Below are 17,834 nucleotides of genomic sequence, written 5' to 3'. Positions count from 1 at the left end.
CCGGGCGGGAGCGTGATGGGTTAAAACCAGGTTTCCATCTGGACCCCAAAGTTCCATTCCCCGCCGGCGTTGAAGCCGCTGCTGCCAAAGGCATCATCGCTGGCGTAATGATCCAGTTTGCTGCTCCAGTCCATCCAGGTGGCAAACAGGCGCAGCTCCGGACGGCTGAAGAAATCGCCGATTTTGCTCGCTTTTAACGTCGGCGCAAAGGTCAGCTTATAGAAACTGCCGTTGACGGCGTTGCGGTCCTTATAGCCTTCCGGATTTAAATCCATGTACTGATAGCTTCCCTCAAACGCCAGGGCGAAGTTCTGCGTCACTTCTTTAATCAGGCGGGTGTTAAGCGTCACCCACTCATAGCTATCGCCCTTGACGTAGCGATCTTTACTGCTCTGCGCCAGTACGGCGGGCGCAACGCTCCAGCCGCCGCCGATTGGCGTGACACCGTAACTTGCGAAGCGCCAGGTATCCGCCTCAGGCAGCAGCGCGCCGTCGGAGCCGATGCTTTTCACTTCCGCGCCCAGCCCGTGACCGTACAGCAGCGCCGTTTTGGCTGTCCCTTCCCGCAGGCCGTAGAAGCTCTCGTTGTGCAACCCGACCAGGGCATGAACGCCTGTATTGGCGGCGTCAGTTTTGATGAGATCGCCGTTGGTGTCTTTACGGTCGTCGTTATCCTTCGCCCGCAGGCCGCTCACCATCAGCTGGAACGGTCCGGCGAAGTGGTTCATGCTGAGAATATAGTTCTGAACGTTATTGTCGGTCTGCTCCACGCTGCCGAAGTTGCGGCCGTAGATGGAGAAGTTGCTGCGCAGCGACTCGTTCCATTTCACGTCGTAGACGCCGCCGCCGGTACCGGCCAGGAACACCACGTCGGAGTCCAGCCAGTGAATATCAAAGTTGTCGCGGTCGAAGCGTTTACCCGCCCAGAAGGTGCTGCCCTTCAGCGCGCCGGTAAAATCAGGCAGGTTGCCCAGCTCCGCGAAGGCCTGGCGAATATTAAGATCGCTGGTATCGGCTGACCAGTCGTTATAGGTCCGCTGACCGTCGGCCAGCATCGCTTTAAAGCGCGTGGTGGCGCCGTTATCCAGAGTTTGCTTGTGCTCCAGGTTCAGCTCGACGTAGGTGTCGGCTTCGTTACCCAGACGCCCTACCGCGCCGCCGGTTTCTCCGGCCGGGGTCAGATAAGGACCGCTTTTGCTGCTGGAGGCCGCATCGTTCATCAGAAGGCCCGAACGGGCGTAGCCGTGGAACTCAAACCCGCTGCTTTGATCCGCCTTCTTCTCCAGCGCGGTGGTGCGCTGCGCCACCGCCTGGGCTGTCGTTTGCGTCTGCTGCTGCGCGGCCACCAGCTGCTGCGTTTTTTGTTCCGCATCCGTGGCGCGTTTCTCAGCCACCTGCGCACGCGTTTCCGCAGCCTGGAGGCGCTGCTCCATCGCGGCAAGACGCGCTTCGATACTTGTCATATCCGTCTGGGCAAAAACAGAGGTACTTCCGGCCAGCATGCCTATCATCACGGCAAGTCTGCGTTTTTTATACATTTTGTCGCATCCCTAAAAGAAGTCATTAAACGTGCTAAATTGCTAAACCGGTTTAGGTTGCTGATACTAAACCTCTGAATTTTGGATCGGCAATCTTTTTTGCTAAACCGTTTTAGTAAGTGTGATCGAGGCGACAATTCAGGCCGCCGGATGGCGGCCAGTGAAGGAAGGAATTACAGATCGTGCTGCCACGGCAATGCGGTCATTGCCCCTTTGGCCGTGGTGGCTAATGCGCCGCAGCGCTGGGCTAAGGCGATGACCGGCGTCAGATCCTGCCCGGCGGCCAGCCCGTAGAGCAGCCCCGCCACAAAGGCATCGCCCGCGCCGGTGGTATCGACACACTCGACGGGCGTTGCCGGATAGTGCTTCACGGTGCCGTCATGCCAGGCGATCACCCCCTCTTTTCCCTGGGTGACCAGCACCAGACGCGCCGGGCAGCGCGCCATCAGCGCGTCCAGGCCGACGTTTACCTCGACATTTCCGGTTAAAAACGCCAGCTCTTCGACGGAGAGTTTCACCACGTCGGCACTCTGCAGGGCCTGTTCCAGGCAGCGACGCAGCGCGTTCTCATCCGGCCAGAGATCCGGGCGAATATTGGGGTCGAAGCTGACGTAACCGCCCGCCTCGCGGATGGTGGCCATCGCCTCAAACGTCGCAGAACGGCTCGGCTCTGCGCTTAATGCGATGGAACAGACGTGCAGCCACTCCCCGGCGCTGAACGTCGGCAGATCGGCGGATTCGAGAAACAGATCGGCGCTCGGGCGCACCATAAAGGTAAACGAGCGTTCGCCCTGGTCATCCAGATCGACCACCACCGTTGAGGTGCGGTGCGCCGGATCAAGGCGCATAGACTTCACGTCAACCTTTTCGTCAGCGAGAGTTTTCGCCATAAAGCGCCCGAAGGGATCGTCGCCAACCCTGCCGATAAAGGCGCTCTGGCCGCCCAGCCGGGCAATACCGACCGCAACGTTTGCCGGTGCGCCGCCGGGACACTGCAGCAATCTGCCTTCTCCATCGGGCAGCAAATCCACCACCGCATCGCCAAGTACCCAGATTTTTTTCATGTGATCCTCTCAGCTAAACTATGTTAAACCGTTTTAGCTATTTAAGCACACGCAGGACGAAGGGGAAATAACGCGGGAGGAAAATTGGCTAACGCACCAGATGCGGCCAGTGAATATCACCGACGCCATTAAGCTGCGGACGGGCAAACAGAAAGCCCTGGAAACGCCGGATCCCGGCAGACTCGAGCCAGCACCACTCCTCTATCTTCTCGATTCCTTCGGCCACTAGGGTAATTTCGAGATCGGAGCAACAGCTGACGATGGAGCGCACAATCGCCTGCTTCGGGCCGCTGAGGTGGATATCGCTGACTATCTCCCGGTCGATCTTAATTTTGTCCGGCTGAAAGCGAGTCAGCAGCGAAAGACCGGCATAGCCGGAACCGAAATCATCGATCGCCAGGCCAATCCCCTCACCGCGAAGCTGCTTGATGGCGCTATTGAACTGGTTGAAGCCGGAGATCATCTCGTTTTCCGTCACTTCAATGACTACCTGCTCCGGCTGCAGCCCATGTTTTTTTATCTCGCTGACCAGGAATTCCACGGCGTTGGGAACATTCACCAGCGACATCGGCAGCAGGTTTACCGCAATCTTATGGCTACCAATGCCCAGCTTTTCCGCTAGAGCAAAGGCATACGCCTTCGTCTGGAGATCGACTTCGTAGATTTTGTCCGGGTCGAGGGCGCTGAAGAAATGCTCCGGGCTGCCGCCGTCGTTGCCGCGGATAAGGGCTTCAAGCGAACTGATCTTCCCTTCCGAGGGCTCAACAATGGGCTGGAGCGCAAACTGACAGGTTTGGTTGGCCATCAGCCCCAGGTGTTCGCCAAAGGGCAACACCTCGGGTGAAAGCGTCCATTTTTCAGGTACGTAGCGTGCACCCGACAGGGCCGGACGTTTACCCGTGATAAACGTCTGGATAAATTTGAACACCCGGTCATCGGATGTGAGATAGCTGTCCAGCTTGCTGTAATTCAGAACCGACTGCAACACCTCTTTCGGTGACTGCGTCTGCAGATCGAACAGCAGCATACCGACGTTTTCAAAGCGCCTGCGCGGGCCATAGTCCCGCATCAGCTCTACCACTCCACTGTGCCGCTTGTCGTCACGGATTTTATGGAACAGCTTAAGCACGCTCTCTTCCGACCCTTCGAGTATTTGCAGCACGTCGCTGCCTTTTGCGAGCAGAACCCCGGTGATATTCAGACTGGCATTGCGGATCCGGGCGCGCTCCACCAGTTCCCGCAGCTCGGTGGAGGGGCGGGATAAATTCAACTGGCTTCGGTAAATCAGAGTCGTCAGCACAAAAATGGGTTCCGATGAGAAAGAGAGGTGCCTTGAAGCTACTATTTAACATACTTAATCAATGCGACCTAACATATTCACACCGCAGGGGAACGTTACTTTTCCCCGTTGCCAATTCGGCTGTCTATCCTCTCCTGCATATAGTCGTAGAACGGGTTCGAGGTGACCCGCATAAGCGCCTCTTTCCCGACGCTCAACACGGAGGTTTCGCCCCAGAGCGCAATCGTCTCCAGGCTGATACCGTAGCGGTTTTTCACCCGAGGCTCACGGCCATAGAGATCGTCATCCGGCGGGAACGGCACCGCAATATGCGACAGGGAATAGACATCCTGCGGCCAGGACTGCGCGAGCGGCACGACCGTCTCCCGGGTGCTGCCTGCCGGAGTGATTTTCGCTACCGTCGAGAAACTGTGTGCGTCCGCATTTGTGATAATCGTGACACCGTAACGTCTCTGCGCAACCGGCAGCAGCGCCGAAGTTGCCGTCCACGACGACGGTTTGAACAGCGGACGGAAGCTGGCTGCCTGATTGATGTCAAACACCACCAGATCGCTGCCGTTTGCCGGAAGCTGGTCAAACAGGCCGGTCACCACCGCACGGGTGCTGACCGTGGAATCCATCACCGACTGGAACGCCAGCACCGGCGGCAAATTCGCCAGCCTGTTGTCACGCGCCTCGCGGCCGATTTGCTCCTGCAGGGCCTTCGTCAGCAGCCATGACTGGCGGGCGGCGTTCACCGGGAACGAGTTATATTTGTACGGGTTATATTCCGGAGAGATATTCAGCCACGCCGCTTTGGCAAACGCCGGCAGCAGCGCCGGTAACCCGGCGAAACCGGCAAACCGCGCAAAGGCCGTCACGCCGATCATCGGTGAGAGCAGTATCACCTGCTGCGGTTTACGCAGCGCAGGCGCGTCCAGCGCATCGAGGGCATATTTCATCGCCAGCGCCCCGCCGTTGGAGTAACCCACCAGATGCAAAGGCGCAGCCTCGCCCGCCAGACGCGTCGCCTCCCGCACCGCAAGACGCGTCGCCGCGAGCCACATCTCCCAGTCGACGTCCGTCAGCGCGCCGGGCGCGGTGCCGTGCCCGGGCAGGCGCGGGACCACGGCCACAAAGCCGTGCTGTTGATAGTTCACGGCAAGGCGTCGGACGCTGTAAGGCGAGTCCGTCAGACCGTGCAGCAGCACCACCGCGCCGCGCGGCTTTCCGGCAGGCATCAGCACAAAGGAGCGGTTGGCATCGGGCGTAAACTGTCCCGGCCACACCAGGCTCTGGCGATAATAGCGGTTTAACGGCGTGCGTTCCTCGCCCTCTGTTTTCGCCGTCACCGCATTATCAAGATCGGCGAAAATGGCGTTTTCCCGGGCGATATACCGGGCAAAATCGGCGTTATCCATTTCGCGCACGGACATCTCATCGGCCCGCCAGGTATGCCACAGGTGCAGTTCCGGTCCCTTCTGTGAGAGATAGACCCGAACCGCCAGCAGGACGACCAGCACGATCCCTACGACCATCCCTATTTTCTTTGCAAGCGCCATCAGGCGCACGCTGACTCGCCAGGGCAGATTTGCCATGCCGGGATCCCTTTTATATTCACAGTACATCTATCTTATCAAAAATGTGAACGGACTGACGTATTCACCAAATTCATACCTGCCGCGTCAGACAGTGCACCAAAAGTGAACTACGCTGCACAAATGTTGATCATTGGTTAACTAAATATTGCATGAAGTTTACCGCGCAGCGGGTTTACGCTCTCCTGCAGACATGGCACGCGTCATGCATTGTTAACCAGGTAACAAAAATTCGGCCTTTGACAGCCTGTTAACAGCGAGGCGGTATGACGACGAAACCTGAGATGTTGAGCCGTATCGAAGCGACGTTCAGCCAGCTCACGCCCAGCGAAAAGCGGGTCGGAAGCTGGCTGCTGGCGCACGCGGCGCAAATCCCGTTTGAAACGGCGGAGAGCATCGGTCAGGCGAGCGGGACCAGCGGAATTACCGTCGGACGCTTCCTGCGCAAGCTGGGGTATCGCAACCTGGAAGATGCCAAAAAGAGCCTGCGCGATCCGTATCAGCCCTGGGGCATGAACGAGAGGCTGGACTCCTGGCAGCAGCAGCGCCCCCTTTCCAGCCGCCTTCAGCACGCCCTGTCGCTGGAAGTGGATGCCATCACGCAGGTGTACCAGCTGGCGCAAACGGACGCCTTTCGTCAGGTGGTGCACAACCTCGCCCACGCCGACGCGGTGTTTGTGCTGGGGATCCAGTCCACGCGCGGGATTGCCAACGCCTTCTTCAGCCACCTCGAGTACCTCCGCCCGCGCGTGAGCTATTCGGAGGGGGCTTCCGGCAGCTGGGTGGAATCCCTCAACTCGGGGTTTTCGCACCCGTACGTCGTGCTGACCGACACGCGCACCTACTCCGCGATGGCCCGCCAGTACTGCCGCGTCGCCAGCGAAAAAGGCATTCCGCTGGCCTTGATCACCGACATCTGGTGCCCGTGGGCGCGGGATTACCCGATGGATTTACTGCAGGTGAAAACCGATACCGGTCACTTCTGGGATTCACTTGCCCCCGTGAGCTGTCTGTTCAACCTGCTGCTGTCGGGCGTGGTGGAGGCGCTGGGTGAGGCGCTCCCGGCGCGTCTGGCGGTAAACCGGCAATTACAACAAGAGTTTGGTCAATTCGAACGCTAAAGGAGCGGAGCTATGCCCGAAGAGAGTGAACTGATTGATGTGGCGAAGACGTTTCCCACGCTGCATATCGATCTGAAGTACGCCACCGCCGACAACATCACCGGCCGTCCGATCTATCAGGAGGCGCTATGCCTGCTGCATACCGACGCGGCCACCGCGCTGGCAAAAGCCATTAGCATTGCCGCGCTGGCCGGGCTGAAGCTGGTGGTGTACGACGCCTATCGGCCGCAGCAGGCGCAGGCCCAGCTGTGGGATGCCTGCCCGAACCCGGAATACGTGGTCGACGTGGCGATTGGCTCCAATCACAGCCGCGGTACGGCCATCGACGTCACCCTGATGGATGAACATAACGCCGTGCTGGATATGGGTGCCGGTTTTGACGAAATGCACGACCGCTCGCATCCGTATCACCCTTCCGTGCCGCCGCACGCCCAGCGCAACCGTCTGCTGTTGAACGCCATCATGTTCGGCGGTGGTTTTGTGGGTATCAGCAGCGAATGGTGGCACTTCGAACTGCCGAACGCCGCCAGCTACCCGCTGCTTGACGACCGTTTTGCCTGTTTTCCCCTGACGCACACTTCTCTCTAAACCCGGAGCACTGCCATGAAAACATCGCTTCTCTCGACGCTGATCGCCGCCACGCTGGCCCTGAGCGCACCGCTGGCGCTGGCTGCCGTCCCGAAAGATATGCTGGCGATCGGTAAAGCCGCCGACCCGCAAACGCTCGATCCTGCCATCACCATTGATAACAACGACTGGACCGTCACCTATCCGTCCTACCAGCGTCTGGTCAAGTACAAGCCAGGCTCTACCGAGGTGGAAGGCGATCTGTCGACGGGCTGGAAGGCGTCTGAAGACCAGAAAGAGTGGACCTTTACCCTGGCGGATAACGCGAAATTTTCCGACGGCACGCCGGTCACCGCCGAGGCGGTAAAGCTCTCCTTTGAGCGCCTGCTGAAGCTCGGCCAGGGGCCGTCTGAAGCCTTCCCGAAAGACCTGAAAATTGATGCCGTCGATGACCATACGGTGAAGTTCACCCTCAGCCAGCCTTTCGCACCGTTCCTCTACACGCTGGCAAACGACGGGGCGTCCATCATTAACCCGGCGGTGCTGAAGGCCAACGCGGCAGACGATGCTCGCGGTTTTCTGGCGCAAAACACCGCCGGTTCCGGGCCGTTTATGCTGAAAAGCTGGCAGAAAGGCCAGCAGCTGATCCTGGTGCCTAACCCCCACTGGCAGGGTGAAAAGCCGCACTTTAAGCGCGTATCGGTGAAAATTATCGGTGAGAGCGCCTCGCGCCGACTGCAGCTTTCCCGCGGCGATCTGGACATTGCCGACTCCCTGCCGGTCGATCAGCTTGCGGCCCTGAAGCAGGAAGGTAAAGTCGCCGTCGCGGAATACCCGTCCCTGCGCGTGACTTACCTCTATCTCAACAACAGCAAAGCGCCGCTCAATCAGGTGGATTTACGCCGGGCCATCTCCTGGGCGACGGATTACCAGGGGATGGTGAAAGGCATTCTGAGCGGCAACGGCAAGCAGATGCGCGGCCCGATCCCGGAAGGCATGTGGGGCTTTGACGCCACGGCAATGCAGTACAGCTTTGACGAGGCCAAAGCTAAAGCCGCGCTGGAGAAGGTCAAAGACAAACCCGCCAGCCTGACCTTCCTCTACTCGGACAACGATCCGAACTGGGAGCCTATCGCCCTCTCCACTCAGGCCAGCCTCGGCAAGATCGGCATTAGCGTCAAGCTGGAAAAACTGGCCAACGCCACCATGCGCGACCGCGTCGGAAAAGGCGATTACGACATTGCCATCGGCAACTGGAGCCCGGATTTTGCCGACCCGTACATGTTCATGAACTACTGGTTCGAATCGGACAAAAAAGGGCTGCCGGGCAACCGCTCGTTCTATGAGAACAAAGAGGTTGATTCGCTGCTGCAGGCCGCGCTGAAAACCACCGACCAGGCGGAACGCACCAAAGATTACCAGCAGGCGCAAAAGGTGGTTATCGACGAGGCGGCCTACGTTTATCTGTTCCAGAAAAACTACCAGCTGGCGATGAACAAAGAGGTCAAAGGCTTCACCTTTAATCCGATGCTCGAGCAGGTGTTCAACATCGCCACCATGAGCAAATAACGGTTCTCGCCGGGGGAAAGCGTATGACGTTCTGGAGCATAGTGCGCCAGCGCTGCTGGGGGTTAATCCTGGTGGTGGCCGGTGTCTGTATTATCACCTTTATTATTTCACACCTGATCCCCGGCGATCCGGCCCGTCTGCTGGCCGGCGACCGCGCCAGCGACGAAATCGTGCAGAACATCCGCCAGCAGCTAGGGCTGGACCAGCCCCTGTATGTTCAGTTTGGCCGCTACGTGGACGCTCTGGCGCACGGTGATTTAGGCACGTCCATCCGCACCGGACGCCCGGTAGCGGAAGACCTGAAGGCCTTTTTCCCCGCCACGCTGGAGCTGGCCTTTTGTTCTCTGCTGCTGGCGCTGGTCATCGGCGTGCCGCTGGGGATTTTATCGGCGGTGTACCGCAACCGCTGGCTGGATCACCTGGTGCGTTTAATGGCGATGACCGGGATCTCCACGCCGGCCTTCTGGCTTGGGCTGGGCGTCATTGTGCTGTTCTACGGGAACCTGCAGATCCTGCCGGGCGGCGGCAGGCTGGACGACTGGCTCGATCCGCCGACGCACGTCACCGGCTTTTATCTGCTGGACGCGCTGCTGGAGGGCAACGGTGAGGTGTTCTTCAACGCGCTTCAGCACCTGATTTTACCCTCGCTGACGCTGGCGTTTGTTCACCTGGGGATCGTGGCGCGCCAGGTTCGCTCGGCGATGCTGGAGCAGCTTAGCGAGGATTACATCCGCACCGCGCGCGCCAGCGGCCTGCCCGGCTGGTACATCGTCCTGCGCTACGCCCTGCCCAATGCGATGATCCCGTCCATCACCGTCCTCGGGCTGGCGCTGGGCGATCTGCTTTACGGCGCCGTGCTGACCGAAACCGTCTTTGCCTGGCCGGGCATGGGCGCCTGGGTGGTGACGTCCATTCAGGCGCTCGATTTCCCTGCCGTGATGGGCTTTGCCGTCGTCGTTTCGCTGGCCTACGTGCTGGTTAATCTGGTGGTCGATCTGCTTTACCTGTGGATTGACCCGCGAATCGGGCGCGGAGGTGCCGAATGATGTTAACGCAGGAAACGCCCGTCCCGGCTAAAACCGCCGGACAACGCATCAACTGGGCAAAGCTGTTCTGGATGCTGCGTCAAAGCCCGCTCACGATCGTTGGCGGCGTCATTATGATTGCGATGCTCTTTCTGATGGTGGCCTCACCGTGGATTGTGCCGCATGACCCGAACGCGCTGGATTTGACCGCCCGCCTGCAGGCGCCGTCTGCGCAACACTGGTTTGGTACCGATGAGGTGGGACGCGACCTGTTCAGCCGCGTGCTGACGGGCAGCCAGCAGTCGATTACCGCCGGGCTGGCGGTGGTGGCGATTGCGGGCGGCATAGGCTCACTGCTGGGCTGTTTTTCCGGCGTGCTGGGCGGGCGCGGCGACGCCATCATCATGCGGGTGATGGACATAATGCTCTCCATTCCCTCCCTGGTGCTGACCATGGCGCTGGCCGCCGCGCTCGGTCCGAGCCTGTTCAACGCCATGCTGGCGATTGCGATTGTCCGCATCCCGTTTTACGTCCGCCTGGCGCGCGGGCAAACCCTGGTGGTGCGCCAGTTTACCTACGTCCAGGCCGCCCGCACCTTTGGCGCGTCCCGCTGGCATTTGATCCGCTGGCATATCCTGCGCAACGCCCTGCCGCCGCTGATTGTGCAGGCTTCGCTGGATATCGGCAGCGCCATTCTGATGGCCGCCACGCTGGGGTTTATTGGCCTGGGCGCGCAGCAGCCCACCGCCGAATGGGGCGCGATGGTGGCCGTGGGCCGTAACTACGTCCTGGACCAGTGGTGGTACTGCGCCTTTCCCGGTGCGGCGATTTTGATTACCGCCGTGGGCTTTAACCTGTTTGGCGACGGTATCCGCGATCTGCTGGATCCAAAATCGGGAGGAAAACAGTAATGACCGAACCGGTATTACGTATTGAGGACCTGCACCTGAGCTTCCCGATTTTTCGCGGAGAGGTCCACGCGCTGAACCACGTCTCGCTGGAGATCGGCAGGGGCGAAATTGTCGGCGTGGTGGGCGAGTCGGGTTCGGGCAAATCCGTGACCGCCATGCTCGCCATGCGGCTGCTGCCGGAAGGAAGCTACCGCATTCATCATGGTCAGGTGAAGTTACTCGGTGAAAACGTCCTGACGGCGTCCGAGAAGCAGCTTCGCCAGTGGCGCGGTGCCCGAGTGGCGATGATTTTTCAGGAGCCCATGACCGCCCTCAACCCGACGCGGCGGATTGGCAAACAGATGGTGGAGGTGATCCGCCAGCATCAGCCGCTTTCGCGGCGCGAGGCGCAGCAGAAGGCGATTACCCTGCTGGAAGAGATGCAAATCCCGGACGCGAAGCAGGTCATGGAGCGTTATCCGTTTGAACTCTCCGGCGGCATGCGTCAGCGGGTGATGATCGCCCTTGCCTTCTCCTGCGAGCCGGAGCTGATCATCGCCGACGAACCGACCACCGCGCTGGACGTTACCGTCCAGCTCCAGGTGCTGCGCCTGCTGAAGCATAAGGCGCGGGCCAGCGGGACCTCGGTGCTGTTTATCAGCCATGATATGGCCGTGGTGTCGCAGCTTTGCGACAGAATGTACGTGATGTATGCCGGGAGCGTGATCGAGAGCGGTGCCACGCAAACGCTGATCCACCGACCCGTGCATCCCTACTCCATCGGCCTGCTGCGGTGCGCACCGGAAAACGGCCAGCCGCGCGACCTGCTTCCCGCCATCCCCGGCACGGTGCCCAACCTCAGCCAGCTTCCGCAGGGATGTGCCTTCCGCGAGCGCTGCTTTGCCGCCGGGGCGAAATGCAGCGAAACGCCGCGCTTAGCGTCGAGTGGCGCAGAAGGCCAACAGGCCGCCTGCTGGTATCCACAACGGGAGAAACACCATGTCTGATGTACTGCTGGAACTGGATAGCGTGCACGTGAACTTTGCGGCGCGCAAAAACTGGCTGGGCCGCGTGACGGAACAGGTCCATGCCCTCAACGGGCTCGATCTGCAGATCCGTCGCGGGGAAACGCTGGGCATTGTCGGTGAGTCCGGCTGCGGGAAAAGCACGCTGGCCCAGCTGCTGATGGGCATGCTTAAGCCCAGCACCGGCGCGTGCCAGCGGGCGCACCACGCGGGCGGCATGCAGATGGTGTTTCAGGATCCGCTCTCCTCGCTCGACCCGCGATTGCCGGTCTGGCGCATCATCACCGAGCCGGTGTGGGTGCAAAAACGCAGCAGCGAGCGCGAGCGCCGCCAGCTGGCAGAAAACCTGGCGCTGCAGGTGGGCATTCGCCCGGAATATCTCGACAGGCTTCCGCACGCCTTCTCCGGCGGGCAGCGCCAGCGCATCGCCATCGCCCGGGCGCTCTCCTCCAACCCCGATATTATCGTGCTTGATGAACCCACCAGCGCGCTGGATATCTCCGTGCAGGCGCAAATCCTCAACCTGCTGGTGAACCTGCAACAGCAGCGTAATCTGACCTACGTGTTAATCTCGCATAACGTCTCGGTGGTCAGACACATGAGCGACCGCGTGGCGGTGATGTACCTCGGGCAGATTGTGGAGCTGGGCAGCGCCGCGCAGGTGCTTGGCGAGCCGCGCCATCCCTATACCCGTCTGCTGCTCGACTCGGTTCCCCGCACCGGTGAACCGCTGGATGAAAATCTGGCGTTGCGCAAAACGGAGCTTCCCGGCAATCGTCATCTGCCCGAAGGCTGTTTTTTCCGCGACCGTTGTCCGATAGCAGCGCAGGGGTGTGAACAGCCGCAGCCGCTACAGCCCTCACGCGAGGGCCGTAACGTGCGCTGCTGGCGCAGTCTGGGTTAGATTTGCGCCATCCCGCCGTCCACAAACAGCTCGGTGGCGTTAATAAAGCTGGCCGCGTCGGAGGCCAGAAACGCCACCGCTTTACCCACCTCGCCCGGCGCGCCTAAACGCCCCAGCGGTACCTGCGCGGCCAGCGCGTCGTACAGCCCCTGACGATGTTCTTCCGGCACCAGATCGCCGAGACCTGGCGTTTTGATCGGGCCCGGGCTCACCACGTTGACGCGGATCCCGCGGCCCTGCAAATCCAGCGCCCAGGAGCGGGCAAAGTTGCGCACGGCGGCCTTGCTGGCGCTGTAGACGCTGAAGTTGGCCGTCCCTTTAATGGACACCGTCGATCCGGTCAGAATAATCGACGATCCGGCGGACAGCAGCGGCAGCGCCTTCTGCACCGTGAACAGCACTCCGCGCACGTTGGTGCCAAAAATCCGGTCAAACTGCTCTTCGGTGATCGCGCCCAGCGGCAGCATATCGCCGCCACCGGCATTGGCGAACAGGATATCAAGACGGCCTTCTTCTTTGGCTATCCGGGCATAAACCTCATCCAGATCGGCAAGCTTTGAGGCGTCCGCGCGAATGCCCACTGCGGTTGAAGCAATTTCCGCCACCGCCGCGTCCAGCTCGGCCTGGCGACGACCGGTGATGTAGACCTTTGCGCCCTGTGCCGCCAGCTCCTGCGCCGTGGCAAGACCAATGCCGGTGCTGCCGCCGGTGACCAGTGCAATTTTTCCTGAGAGAGTCGTGTTCATGTCATTTACCTTTTGTTGGGTTTGCGGTGCGCGCTTTCGCTCGCGTTGGACAAACTTTAGCCCTTGCGGCATTTGTGAAAAACGGGCAAAAATGAAAATGACTATTCACATACAGAAATAATCCGAGGTCATCATGGACCAGCTCATGGCGATGCGCGCCTTTACGCGGGTCGTGGAATCCGGCAGCTTTACCCGTGCGGCGGACTCGCTGAATATGCCGATCGCCACGCTGAGCAAGCTGGTCAAATCGCTTGAGTCGCACCTGGAGATACGCCTTCTGCACCGCACCACTCGACGGGTGGTCGCGACGCCTGAAGGGATGGAATACTATGAAAAAGCGCTCAGGGTCTTGATAGATATCGAAGATATCGACACCTCGTTTCGCGTTTCCCGCGCGACGCCAAAAGGGCATTTGCGGGTTGACGTGGGCGGCTCCACCGCCCGGGACGTGCTCATCCCCCTGCTTCCGGAATTTATGCAGCGCTACCCGGAGATCCGCATCGACCTTGGCGTGGCCGACCGGCCGGTCGATCTCATCAGCGGTAACGTAGACTGCGTGATCCGCGGCGGTCCGCTGGACGACTCGACCCTCATTGCCCGTCATCTCGGTAACGCCGAAATGGTCACCTGCGCGACGCCGGGTTACCTGAAAAATCACGGCGTCCCGGCCTATCCGCAGGAGCTGCGCAACGGCCACAAGCTGATTAGCTATCTCTCGCCCGTCACCGGACGGCCGTTTCCGTTTCGCTTCCGGCAGAACGGCGAGGCGCTTGAAATCAACATTCCGCACTATCTCGGCGTCAATGAAAGTAATGCCCATCTGGCGGCTGCCGCGGCGGGGCTGGGGATCGTTCAGACCTTTGAGTATTCGGCAAAGGCGTATTTGCAGGCGGGCACGCTGGCGGCGATCCTGGGCGACTGGCGCCCTGCCGCGTATCCGTTTCATGTGGTTTACCCGCAGAACCGGCATTTGACGCACAGACTGAAGGTGTTTATTGCCTGGCTGGCGGAGGTGTTCCCCGCCGCGCTGAAGGGATAGCCGGGCGCAAACCCGGCTGCGGTTTAATTAAGCTTATAGTCCAGCGTAATCTCAGCTTTCAGAAGCTGCGAGACCGGACAGCCGGCTTTTGCTTTCTGAATAATGCCGTCGAACTGCTGCGGGGCGATGCCGGGAACGGTCACCTTGCTTTTCAGGGCAACCTTAGTGATGGCAAAGCCGCCGTCGGTTTTATCCAGAGAGACGTCCGCCGTGGTATCAATGGAATCGGCGGTATAGCCCGCTTCACCGAGCATCAGCGACAGCGCCATCGAGAAGCAGGCCGCATGTGCCGCGCCAATCAGCTCTTCGGGGTTGGTCCCCTTTTCGCCCTCAAAGCGGGTATTGAAACCATAAGGCTGCTGATTGAGAACGCCGCTCTCGGTGGAAACCGTTCCTTTTCCGCGCTTAATGTCGCCAGACCAGTGTGCCGAACCGTGCTTATGAATAGTCATTCTTGCTCTCCTTTTGGCTTACAAAGGGTTAAGTATAGACTACGCATCTGCCCGACCCTGGAACACAGACAATTCCAGGACTTTCACCTGCTGTACCGACAAAAAGGATAATGATATGGCCCTAAAAATCAGGATGGCCGTTGCCGTAACCACGCTGGCTCTGTCGCTCTCTTCACTGGCGAAAACGCCGGAGAACTTTATCTATACCAGCTCGGGCGATCTCGACGCGGCGTTCCCGCTTGTTGCGCGAAGCGATATCGGCGGCGTGCAGATCGTTTACAACTGGCGCCTGCTGGAACCCGAGAAGGACAGCTATGACTTCTCGCGGATTGAACAGGATCTGGCGCGCGTTAAGGCCGCCGGAAAAAAACTCTTTATTCAAATCCAGGACCGTTTCTTTGAGCCGGACGCCCGATACGTGCCGGACTATCTCATGCGCGACACACAATACGGTGGCGGGATTGCGCCGCAGTTCGATAACCCCGGCGAAGGCAAGCCGGTCGGTTCAGGATGGGTGGCGCGTCAGTGGGATCCCGCCGTGCGCCAGCGCTACCAGGCACTGCTGGCCGCACTCGCGAAACGCTTTGATGGCGAGGTGTATGGGGTAAACCTGCCCGAAACCGCCATTGATCTCGACGAAAAAAATCCGCCCGTCGGGTTTACCTGCGACGGCTATTTCGCGGGTGAAATGGAAAACCTGGCCTTTGCGCGAAAGGCTTTTCAGAAATCACACGTGGTGCAGTACGTGAACTTCTGGCCGTGCGAATGGGATAATGACCACAACTACATGGGGCGACTGTTTGCGTATGCCAGCGCCAACAATATCGGCCTGGGTGGGCCGGACATTGTTCCCAACCGCAAGGCCCACATGAAGAACGCCTATCCCTTCTTCAATAAAAATAAACAGACGCTGCCGCTCATCGCCATGGCGGTTCAGGAGCCGACCCTGACCTATAAGGATCCTCAGACCGGAAAACCGTTCACCAAAGCGGAATTTGTCCGCTTCGGCGAAAGTTATCTCGGTGCCGATATTATTTTCTGGAGCACGACGTCTCCCTGGCTAAAGGCGAAGTAATCCTTTCTTATGCCAGGTAGCGCGACAGTTCGTCAAGGAACACGCGCAGCGCGGCAGGCTGGTATTCCCGGGACTGATAAATGCCATGGATGGCAAGCGGTTTCGGCTCAAGCGCCTCCAGCACCGGCACCAGCAATCCCTTCTCCAGCGCGGCAGACGCTTCGCGCTCCGGCAGCATGGCGATACCGCAGTGCTTAATCGCCGCGTCCATCAACAGCGAAGAGATGCTGGCGCTCAGGTTGCCGCTGACGGCCACGCTCAGGCTTTCCCCTCCCGGCGTCACGAAGTGCCAGGACTGCCCGGCAAAAAAGCTGTAGTGCAGACAGTTGTGCTGCGCTAATTCTTCAGGGCTGACGGGGATACCGTGCTGTGCCAGGTACTCCGGCGAGGCGCAAAGCACCGAGCGACACTCCCCCAGCCGGCGGGCAATCATGCCGGGTTCGGGGTTGTCGGTAATGCGCACGGCGACATCAATGCGCTCTCCCACCAGGCTGACCGGGTGGTTATTCACGTCCAGCTCGATGCGCAGCTGCGGGTAGCGCGAGAGCAGACCGGGCAGGACCGGTGCAATCAGGTGCATGGCGGTAAAATGGGCGCAGGCCACCCGCAGCGTGCCGGACGGCAGATCTTTCTCCGACTGGCCTTCGATTTCCTGCGAAATCTGCGAGAGCGTCCGCGTTTTTTGCAGCACCTTTTCCCCTGCCGCGGTCAGCGTAAGCTTGCGCGTGGAGCGGTTTACCAGCCGCGTTCCCGCCCACTTCTCCATTTGTTCAAGGTAGCGGCTCACCATCGGTCGGGAAATGCCCAACGCGCGGGCCGCCGCGCTCAAACTGCCCAGCTCGCATATCCGGTTGTAGACCTGAGCGGCGATAACGCGATCCATATAAGCTCCATTTGCTCGATTTATGAAACTAAGCATGTCTTGTTTCAGGAATTCTGGCAAATGAGAATATCCGTACAATAGACACATTCCTGAACAACAGAGACAACAGCATGAAATTCACTCACCTTGCCCTGCTTTCCACCCTTTTCACTCCGGCGGTTTTTGCCGCGCCGTTGACCATTGATACCTATAACCCGCAGGAAAAAGGCATTTTCCCGGTCTCCTCCACGCTGGTTTCCGGCCCGAAAGAGGCGGTGCTGTTTGACGCGCAGTTCAGCGTGAAGGATGGCGAAGCGCTGGTAGAGAAAATTCGCCGCAGCGGTAAAACCCTGAACAAGATTGTGATCACCTCCGGCGATCCGGATTTCTATTTTGGCCTGCAGCCGCTGGTCAAAGCCTTCCCGAATGCCAAAGTGGTGGCCACACAGCATGTGGTTGACCATATTAAAGCCACCAAAGATGCCAAGCTCGCCTTCTGGGGGCCGCAGATGAAGGACGGCGCGCCAACGGAGCTGGTCGTTCCGCAGGTGCTTGCCTCCACCACGTTTATGGTTGACGGGGAAAAGATCGACATCGAACAGCCAGACAGCTATGCGGCCTATGTGTGGATCCCGTCGGCAAAAACGATCCTCGGCGGCACCGGGGTAGCCTGGGGTATTCACGTCTGGACGGCAGACACCCAGACGCCGGAAAGCCGCAAGCAGTGGCAGGAAACGCTGGAGAATATGGCCGCGCACAAACCTGAACGCGTGATCCCGGGCCACTACCTGGGCACTCCTCCAGCGGGCACTGGCGCGATTGAGTTTACCCGCGACTATCTGCAGCGCTTTGAAAAGGCTTTAGCCGCGCATAAAGATTCCGCAGGCGTTATCAGCACCCTGAAAAAACAGTATCCGGGCCTGGCGGATGAAAGCTCGCTGGAATTAAGCGCCAAAGTGAATACTGGCGAAATGAAGTGGTAATTTAAAAACGGCTCCTGCTATATTTCCGCGATAGCAGGAGCTCCACCAAAATATCCCCGCCGTTACCCGTCGATATAGCCACACCTTTTAAAAGCGC

At 59.6% G+C, this 17,834-nt stretch carries 17 protein-coding genes; 10 read left to right on the top strand and 7 right to left on the bottom strand.

Features of this window, described 5'->3' with window-relative positions; all coding sequences use genetic code 11:
- Positions 1–20 precede the first annotated feature (20 nt).
- The 4 genes from HCH49_RS05285 to HCH49_RS05270 all read right to left on the bottom strand — a co-directional run bounded on the left by HCH49_RS05285 (position 21) and on the right by HCH49_RS05270 (position 5,479).
- Positions 21–1,538: a carbohydrate porin gene (locus HCH49_RS05285; RefSeq protein ID WP_058840946.1), complete on the bottom strand. Its 1,518-nt coding sequence runs from the start codon at positions 1,536–1,538 to the stop codon at positions 21–23.
- A gap of 173 nt (positions 1,539–1,711) precedes the next feature.
- Entirely contained in the window at positions 1,712–2,602 is an 891-nt protein-coding gene (locus HCH49_RS05280; protein ID WP_221702312.1) for an aminoimidazole riboside kinase, read from the bottom strand.
- A gap of 88 nt (positions 2,603–2,690) precedes the next feature.
- Positions 2,691–3,902: a diguanylate phosphodiesterase gene (locus HCH49_RS05275; protein WP_219939671.1), complete on the bottom strand. Its 1,212-nt coding sequence runs from the start codon at positions 3,900–3,902 to the stop codon at positions 2,691–2,693.
- 95 nt (positions 3,903–3,997) lie between these two features.
- A complete protein-coding gene (locus tag HCH49_RS05270) occupies positions 3,998–5,479 on the bottom strand; it encodes an alpha/beta hydrolase (protein ID WP_221702311.1) in 1,482 nt (493 codons plus the stop codon).
- Positions 5,480–5,745: 266 nt separating this feature from the next.
- Here HCH49_RS05270 and HCH49_RS05265 point away from each other — a divergent pair, with 266 nt between their 5' ends.
- The 7 genes from HCH49_RS05265 to HCH49_RS05235 are packed head-to-tail and all read left to right on the top strand — an operon-like array spanning position 5,746 to position 12,580.
- Positions 5,746–6,600, top strand: a complete 855-nt coding sequence (locus HCH49_RS05265) for a MurR/RpiR family transcriptional regulator (protein ID WP_033145617.1) — start codon at positions 5,746–5,748, stop codon at positions 6,598–6,600.
- 12 nt (positions 6,601–6,612) lie between these two features.
- Complete coding sequence (gene ddpX, locus HCH49_RS05260) at positions 6,613–7,188, top strand: D-alanyl-D-alanine dipeptidase (protein WP_096151083.1); 576 nt, start codon at positions 6,613–6,615, stop codon at positions 7,186–7,188.
- Between the two features lie 15 nt (positions 7,189–7,203).
- Positions 7,204–8,736: an ABC transporter substrate-binding protein gene (locus HCH49_RS05255; RefSeq protein WP_039262806.1), complete on the top strand. Its 1,533-nt coding sequence runs from the start codon at positions 7,204–7,206 to the stop codon at positions 8,734–8,736.
- Positions 8,737–8,759: 23 nt separating this feature from the next.
- On the top strand, positions 8,760–9,782 hold the full coding sequence (locus HCH49_RS05250; RefSeq protein WP_069302864.1) for an ABC transporter permease: 1,023 nt from the start codon (positions 8,760–8,762) through the stop codon (positions 9,780–9,782).
- Positions 9,779–10,672, top strand: coding sequence for a D,D-dipeptide ABC transporter permease (gene ddpC / locus HCH49_RS05245; RefSeq protein WP_029740902.1), 894 nt, complete (start codon positions 9,779–9,781; stop codon positions 10,670–10,672). The genes HCH49_RS05250 and ddpC overlap by 4 nt, the downstream gene beginning before the upstream one ends.
- Positions 10,672–11,658 (top strand): ABC transporter ATP-binding protein, encoded by a 987-nt coding sequence (locus tag HCH49_RS05240; protein WP_221702310.1) that lies wholly within the window; start codon positions 10,672–10,674, stop codon positions 11,656–11,658. Before ddpC ends, HCH49_RS05240 begins: the two co-directional genes overlap by 1 nt.
- On the top strand, positions 11,651–12,580 hold the full coding sequence (locus HCH49_RS05235; protein ID WP_064672583.1) for an ABC transporter ATP-binding protein: 930 nt from the start codon (positions 11,651–11,653) through the stop codon (positions 12,578–12,580). Before HCH49_RS05240 ends, HCH49_RS05235 begins: the two co-directional genes overlap by 8 nt.
- Here the strand turns inward: HCH49_RS05235 and HCH49_RS05230 are convergent.
- Positions 12,577–13,326, bottom strand: a complete 750-nt coding sequence (locus tag HCH49_RS05230; RefSeq protein WP_058840956.1) for an SDR family NAD(P)-dependent oxidoreductase — start codon at positions 13,324–13,326, stop codon at positions 12,577–12,579. The genes HCH49_RS05235 and HCH49_RS05230 overlap by 4 nt on opposite strands.
- A gap of 133 nt (positions 13,327–13,459) precedes the next feature.
- Here HCH49_RS05230 and HCH49_RS05225 point away from each other — a divergent pair, with 133 nt between their 5' ends.
- Positions 13,460–14,365, top strand: coding sequence for a LysR family transcriptional regulator (locus HCH49_RS05225; RefSeq protein WP_221702309.1), 906 nt, complete (start codon positions 13,460–13,462; stop codon positions 14,363–14,365).
- A 23-nt stretch (positions 14,366–14,388) separates the two neighbouring features.
- On the opposite strand, the gene HCH49_RS05220 is transcribed toward HCH49_RS05225, so the two are convergent.
- Positions 14,389–14,817, bottom strand: a complete 429-nt coding sequence (locus HCH49_RS05220; protein WP_023311893.1) for an OsmC family protein — start codon at positions 14,815–14,817, stop codon at positions 14,389–14,391.
- A gap of 115 nt (positions 14,818–14,932) precedes the next feature.
- Here HCH49_RS05220 and HCH49_RS05215 point away from each other — a divergent pair, with 115 nt between their 5' ends.
- Positions 14,933–15,892 (top strand): hypothetical protein, encoded by a 960-nt coding sequence (locus HCH49_RS05215; RefSeq protein WP_221702308.1) that lies wholly within the window; start codon positions 14,933–14,935, stop codon positions 15,890–15,892.
- Between the two features lie 7 nt (positions 15,893–15,899).
- On the opposite strand, the gene HCH49_RS05210 is transcribed toward HCH49_RS05215, so the two are convergent.
- Complete coding sequence (locus tag HCH49_RS05210) at positions 15,900–16,775, bottom strand: LysR family transcriptional regulator (protein WP_221702307.1); 876 nt, start codon at positions 16,773–16,775, stop codon at positions 15,900–15,902.
- A gap of 110 nt (positions 16,776–16,885) precedes the next feature.
- On the opposite strand from HCH49_RS05210, the gene HCH49_RS05205 reads away from it, so the two are divergent.
- Positions 16,886–17,737 carry a Vmh family MBL fold metallo-hydrolase gene (locus tag HCH49_RS05205; RefSeq protein WP_048981277.1) on the top strand — a complete coding sequence of 284 codons (852 nt, stop codon included), beginning with the start codon at positions 16,886–16,888 and terminating at the stop codon, positions 17,735–17,737.
- The last annotated feature ends 97 nt before the right edge of the window (positions 17,738–17,834 follow it).

The sequence above is a fragment of the Enterobacter sp. Y17 genome (genome assembly GCF_019730495.1).
GTDB classification, from domain to species: domain Bacteria; phylum Pseudomonadota; class Gammaproteobacteria; order Enterobacterales; family Enterobacteriaceae; genus Enterobacter; species Enterobacter asburiae_B.
Note: the sequence above shows the minus strand (reverse complement) of the source record. Positions and strands in the feature narration are given on the sequence as shown.

What these genes read in the sequence shown, in the direction of transcription:
- HCH49_RS05230 (WP_058840956.1), bottom strand. Translation starts at nt 13,326, where the DNA reads ATGAACACGACTCTCTCAGGAAAAATTGCACTGGTCACCGGCGGCAGC.
- HCH49_RS05235 (WP_064672583.1), top strand. Translation starts at nt 11,651, where the DNA reads ATGTCTGATGTACTGCTGGAACTGGATAGCGTGCACGTGAACTTTGCG.
- HCH49_RS05205 (WP_048981277.1), top strand. Translation starts at nt 16,886, where the DNA reads ATGAAATTCACTCACCTTGCCCTGCTTTCCACCCTTTTCACTCCGGCG.
- HCH49_RS05255 (WP_039262806.1), top strand. Translation starts at nt 7,204, where the DNA reads ATGAAAACATCGCTTCTCTCGACGCTGATCGCCGCCACGCTGGCCCTG.
- HCH49_RS05265 (WP_033145617.1), top strand. Translation starts at nt 5,746, where the DNA reads ATGACGACGAAACCTGAGATGTTGAGCCGTATCGAAGCGACGTTCAGC.
- ddpX (WP_096151083.1), top strand. Translation starts at nt 6,613, where the DNA reads ATGCCCGAAGAGAGTGAACTGATTGATGTGGCGAAGACGTTTCCCACG.
- HCH49_RS05285 (WP_058840946.1), bottom strand. Translation starts at nt 1,538, where the DNA reads ATGTATAAAAAACGCAGACTTGCCGTGATGATAGGCATGCTGGCCGGA.
- HCH49_RS05215 (WP_221702308.1), top strand. Translation starts at nt 14,933, where the DNA reads ATGGCCCTAAAAATCAGGATGGCCGTTGCCGTAACCACGCTGGCTCTG.
- HCH49_RS05250 (WP_069302864.1), top strand. Translation starts at nt 8,760, where the DNA reads ATGACGTTCTGGAGCATAGTGCGCCAGCGCTGCTGGGGGTTAATCCTG.
- HCH49_RS05225 (WP_221702309.1), top strand. Translation starts at nt 13,460, where the DNA reads ATGGACCAGCTCATGGCGATGCGCGCCTTTACGCGGGTCGTGGAATCC.
- HCH49_RS05280 (WP_221702312.1), bottom strand. Translation starts at nt 2,602, where the DNA reads ATGAAAAAAATCTGGGTACTTGGCGATGCGGTGGTGGATTTGCTGCCC.
- HCH49_RS05240 (WP_221702310.1), top strand. Translation starts at nt 10,672, where the DNA reads ATGACCGAACCGGTATTACGTATTGAGGACCTGCACCTGAGCTTCCCG.
- HCH49_RS05210 (WP_221702307.1), bottom strand. Translation starts at nt 16,775, where the DNA reads ATGGATCGCGTTATCGCCGCTCAGGTCTACAACCGGATATGCGAGCTG.
- ddpC (WP_029740902.1), top strand. Translation starts at nt 9,779, where the DNA reads ATGATGTTAACGCAGGAAACGCCCGTCCCGGCTAAAACCGCCGGACAA.
- HCH49_RS05220 (WP_023311893.1), bottom strand. Translation starts at nt 14,817, where the DNA reads ATGACTATTCATAAGCACGGTTCGGCACACTGGTCTGGCGACATTAAG.
- HCH49_RS05270 (WP_221702311.1), bottom strand. Translation starts at nt 5,479, where the DNA reads ATGGCAAATCTGCCCTGGCGAGTCAGCGTGCGCCTGATGGCGCTTGCA.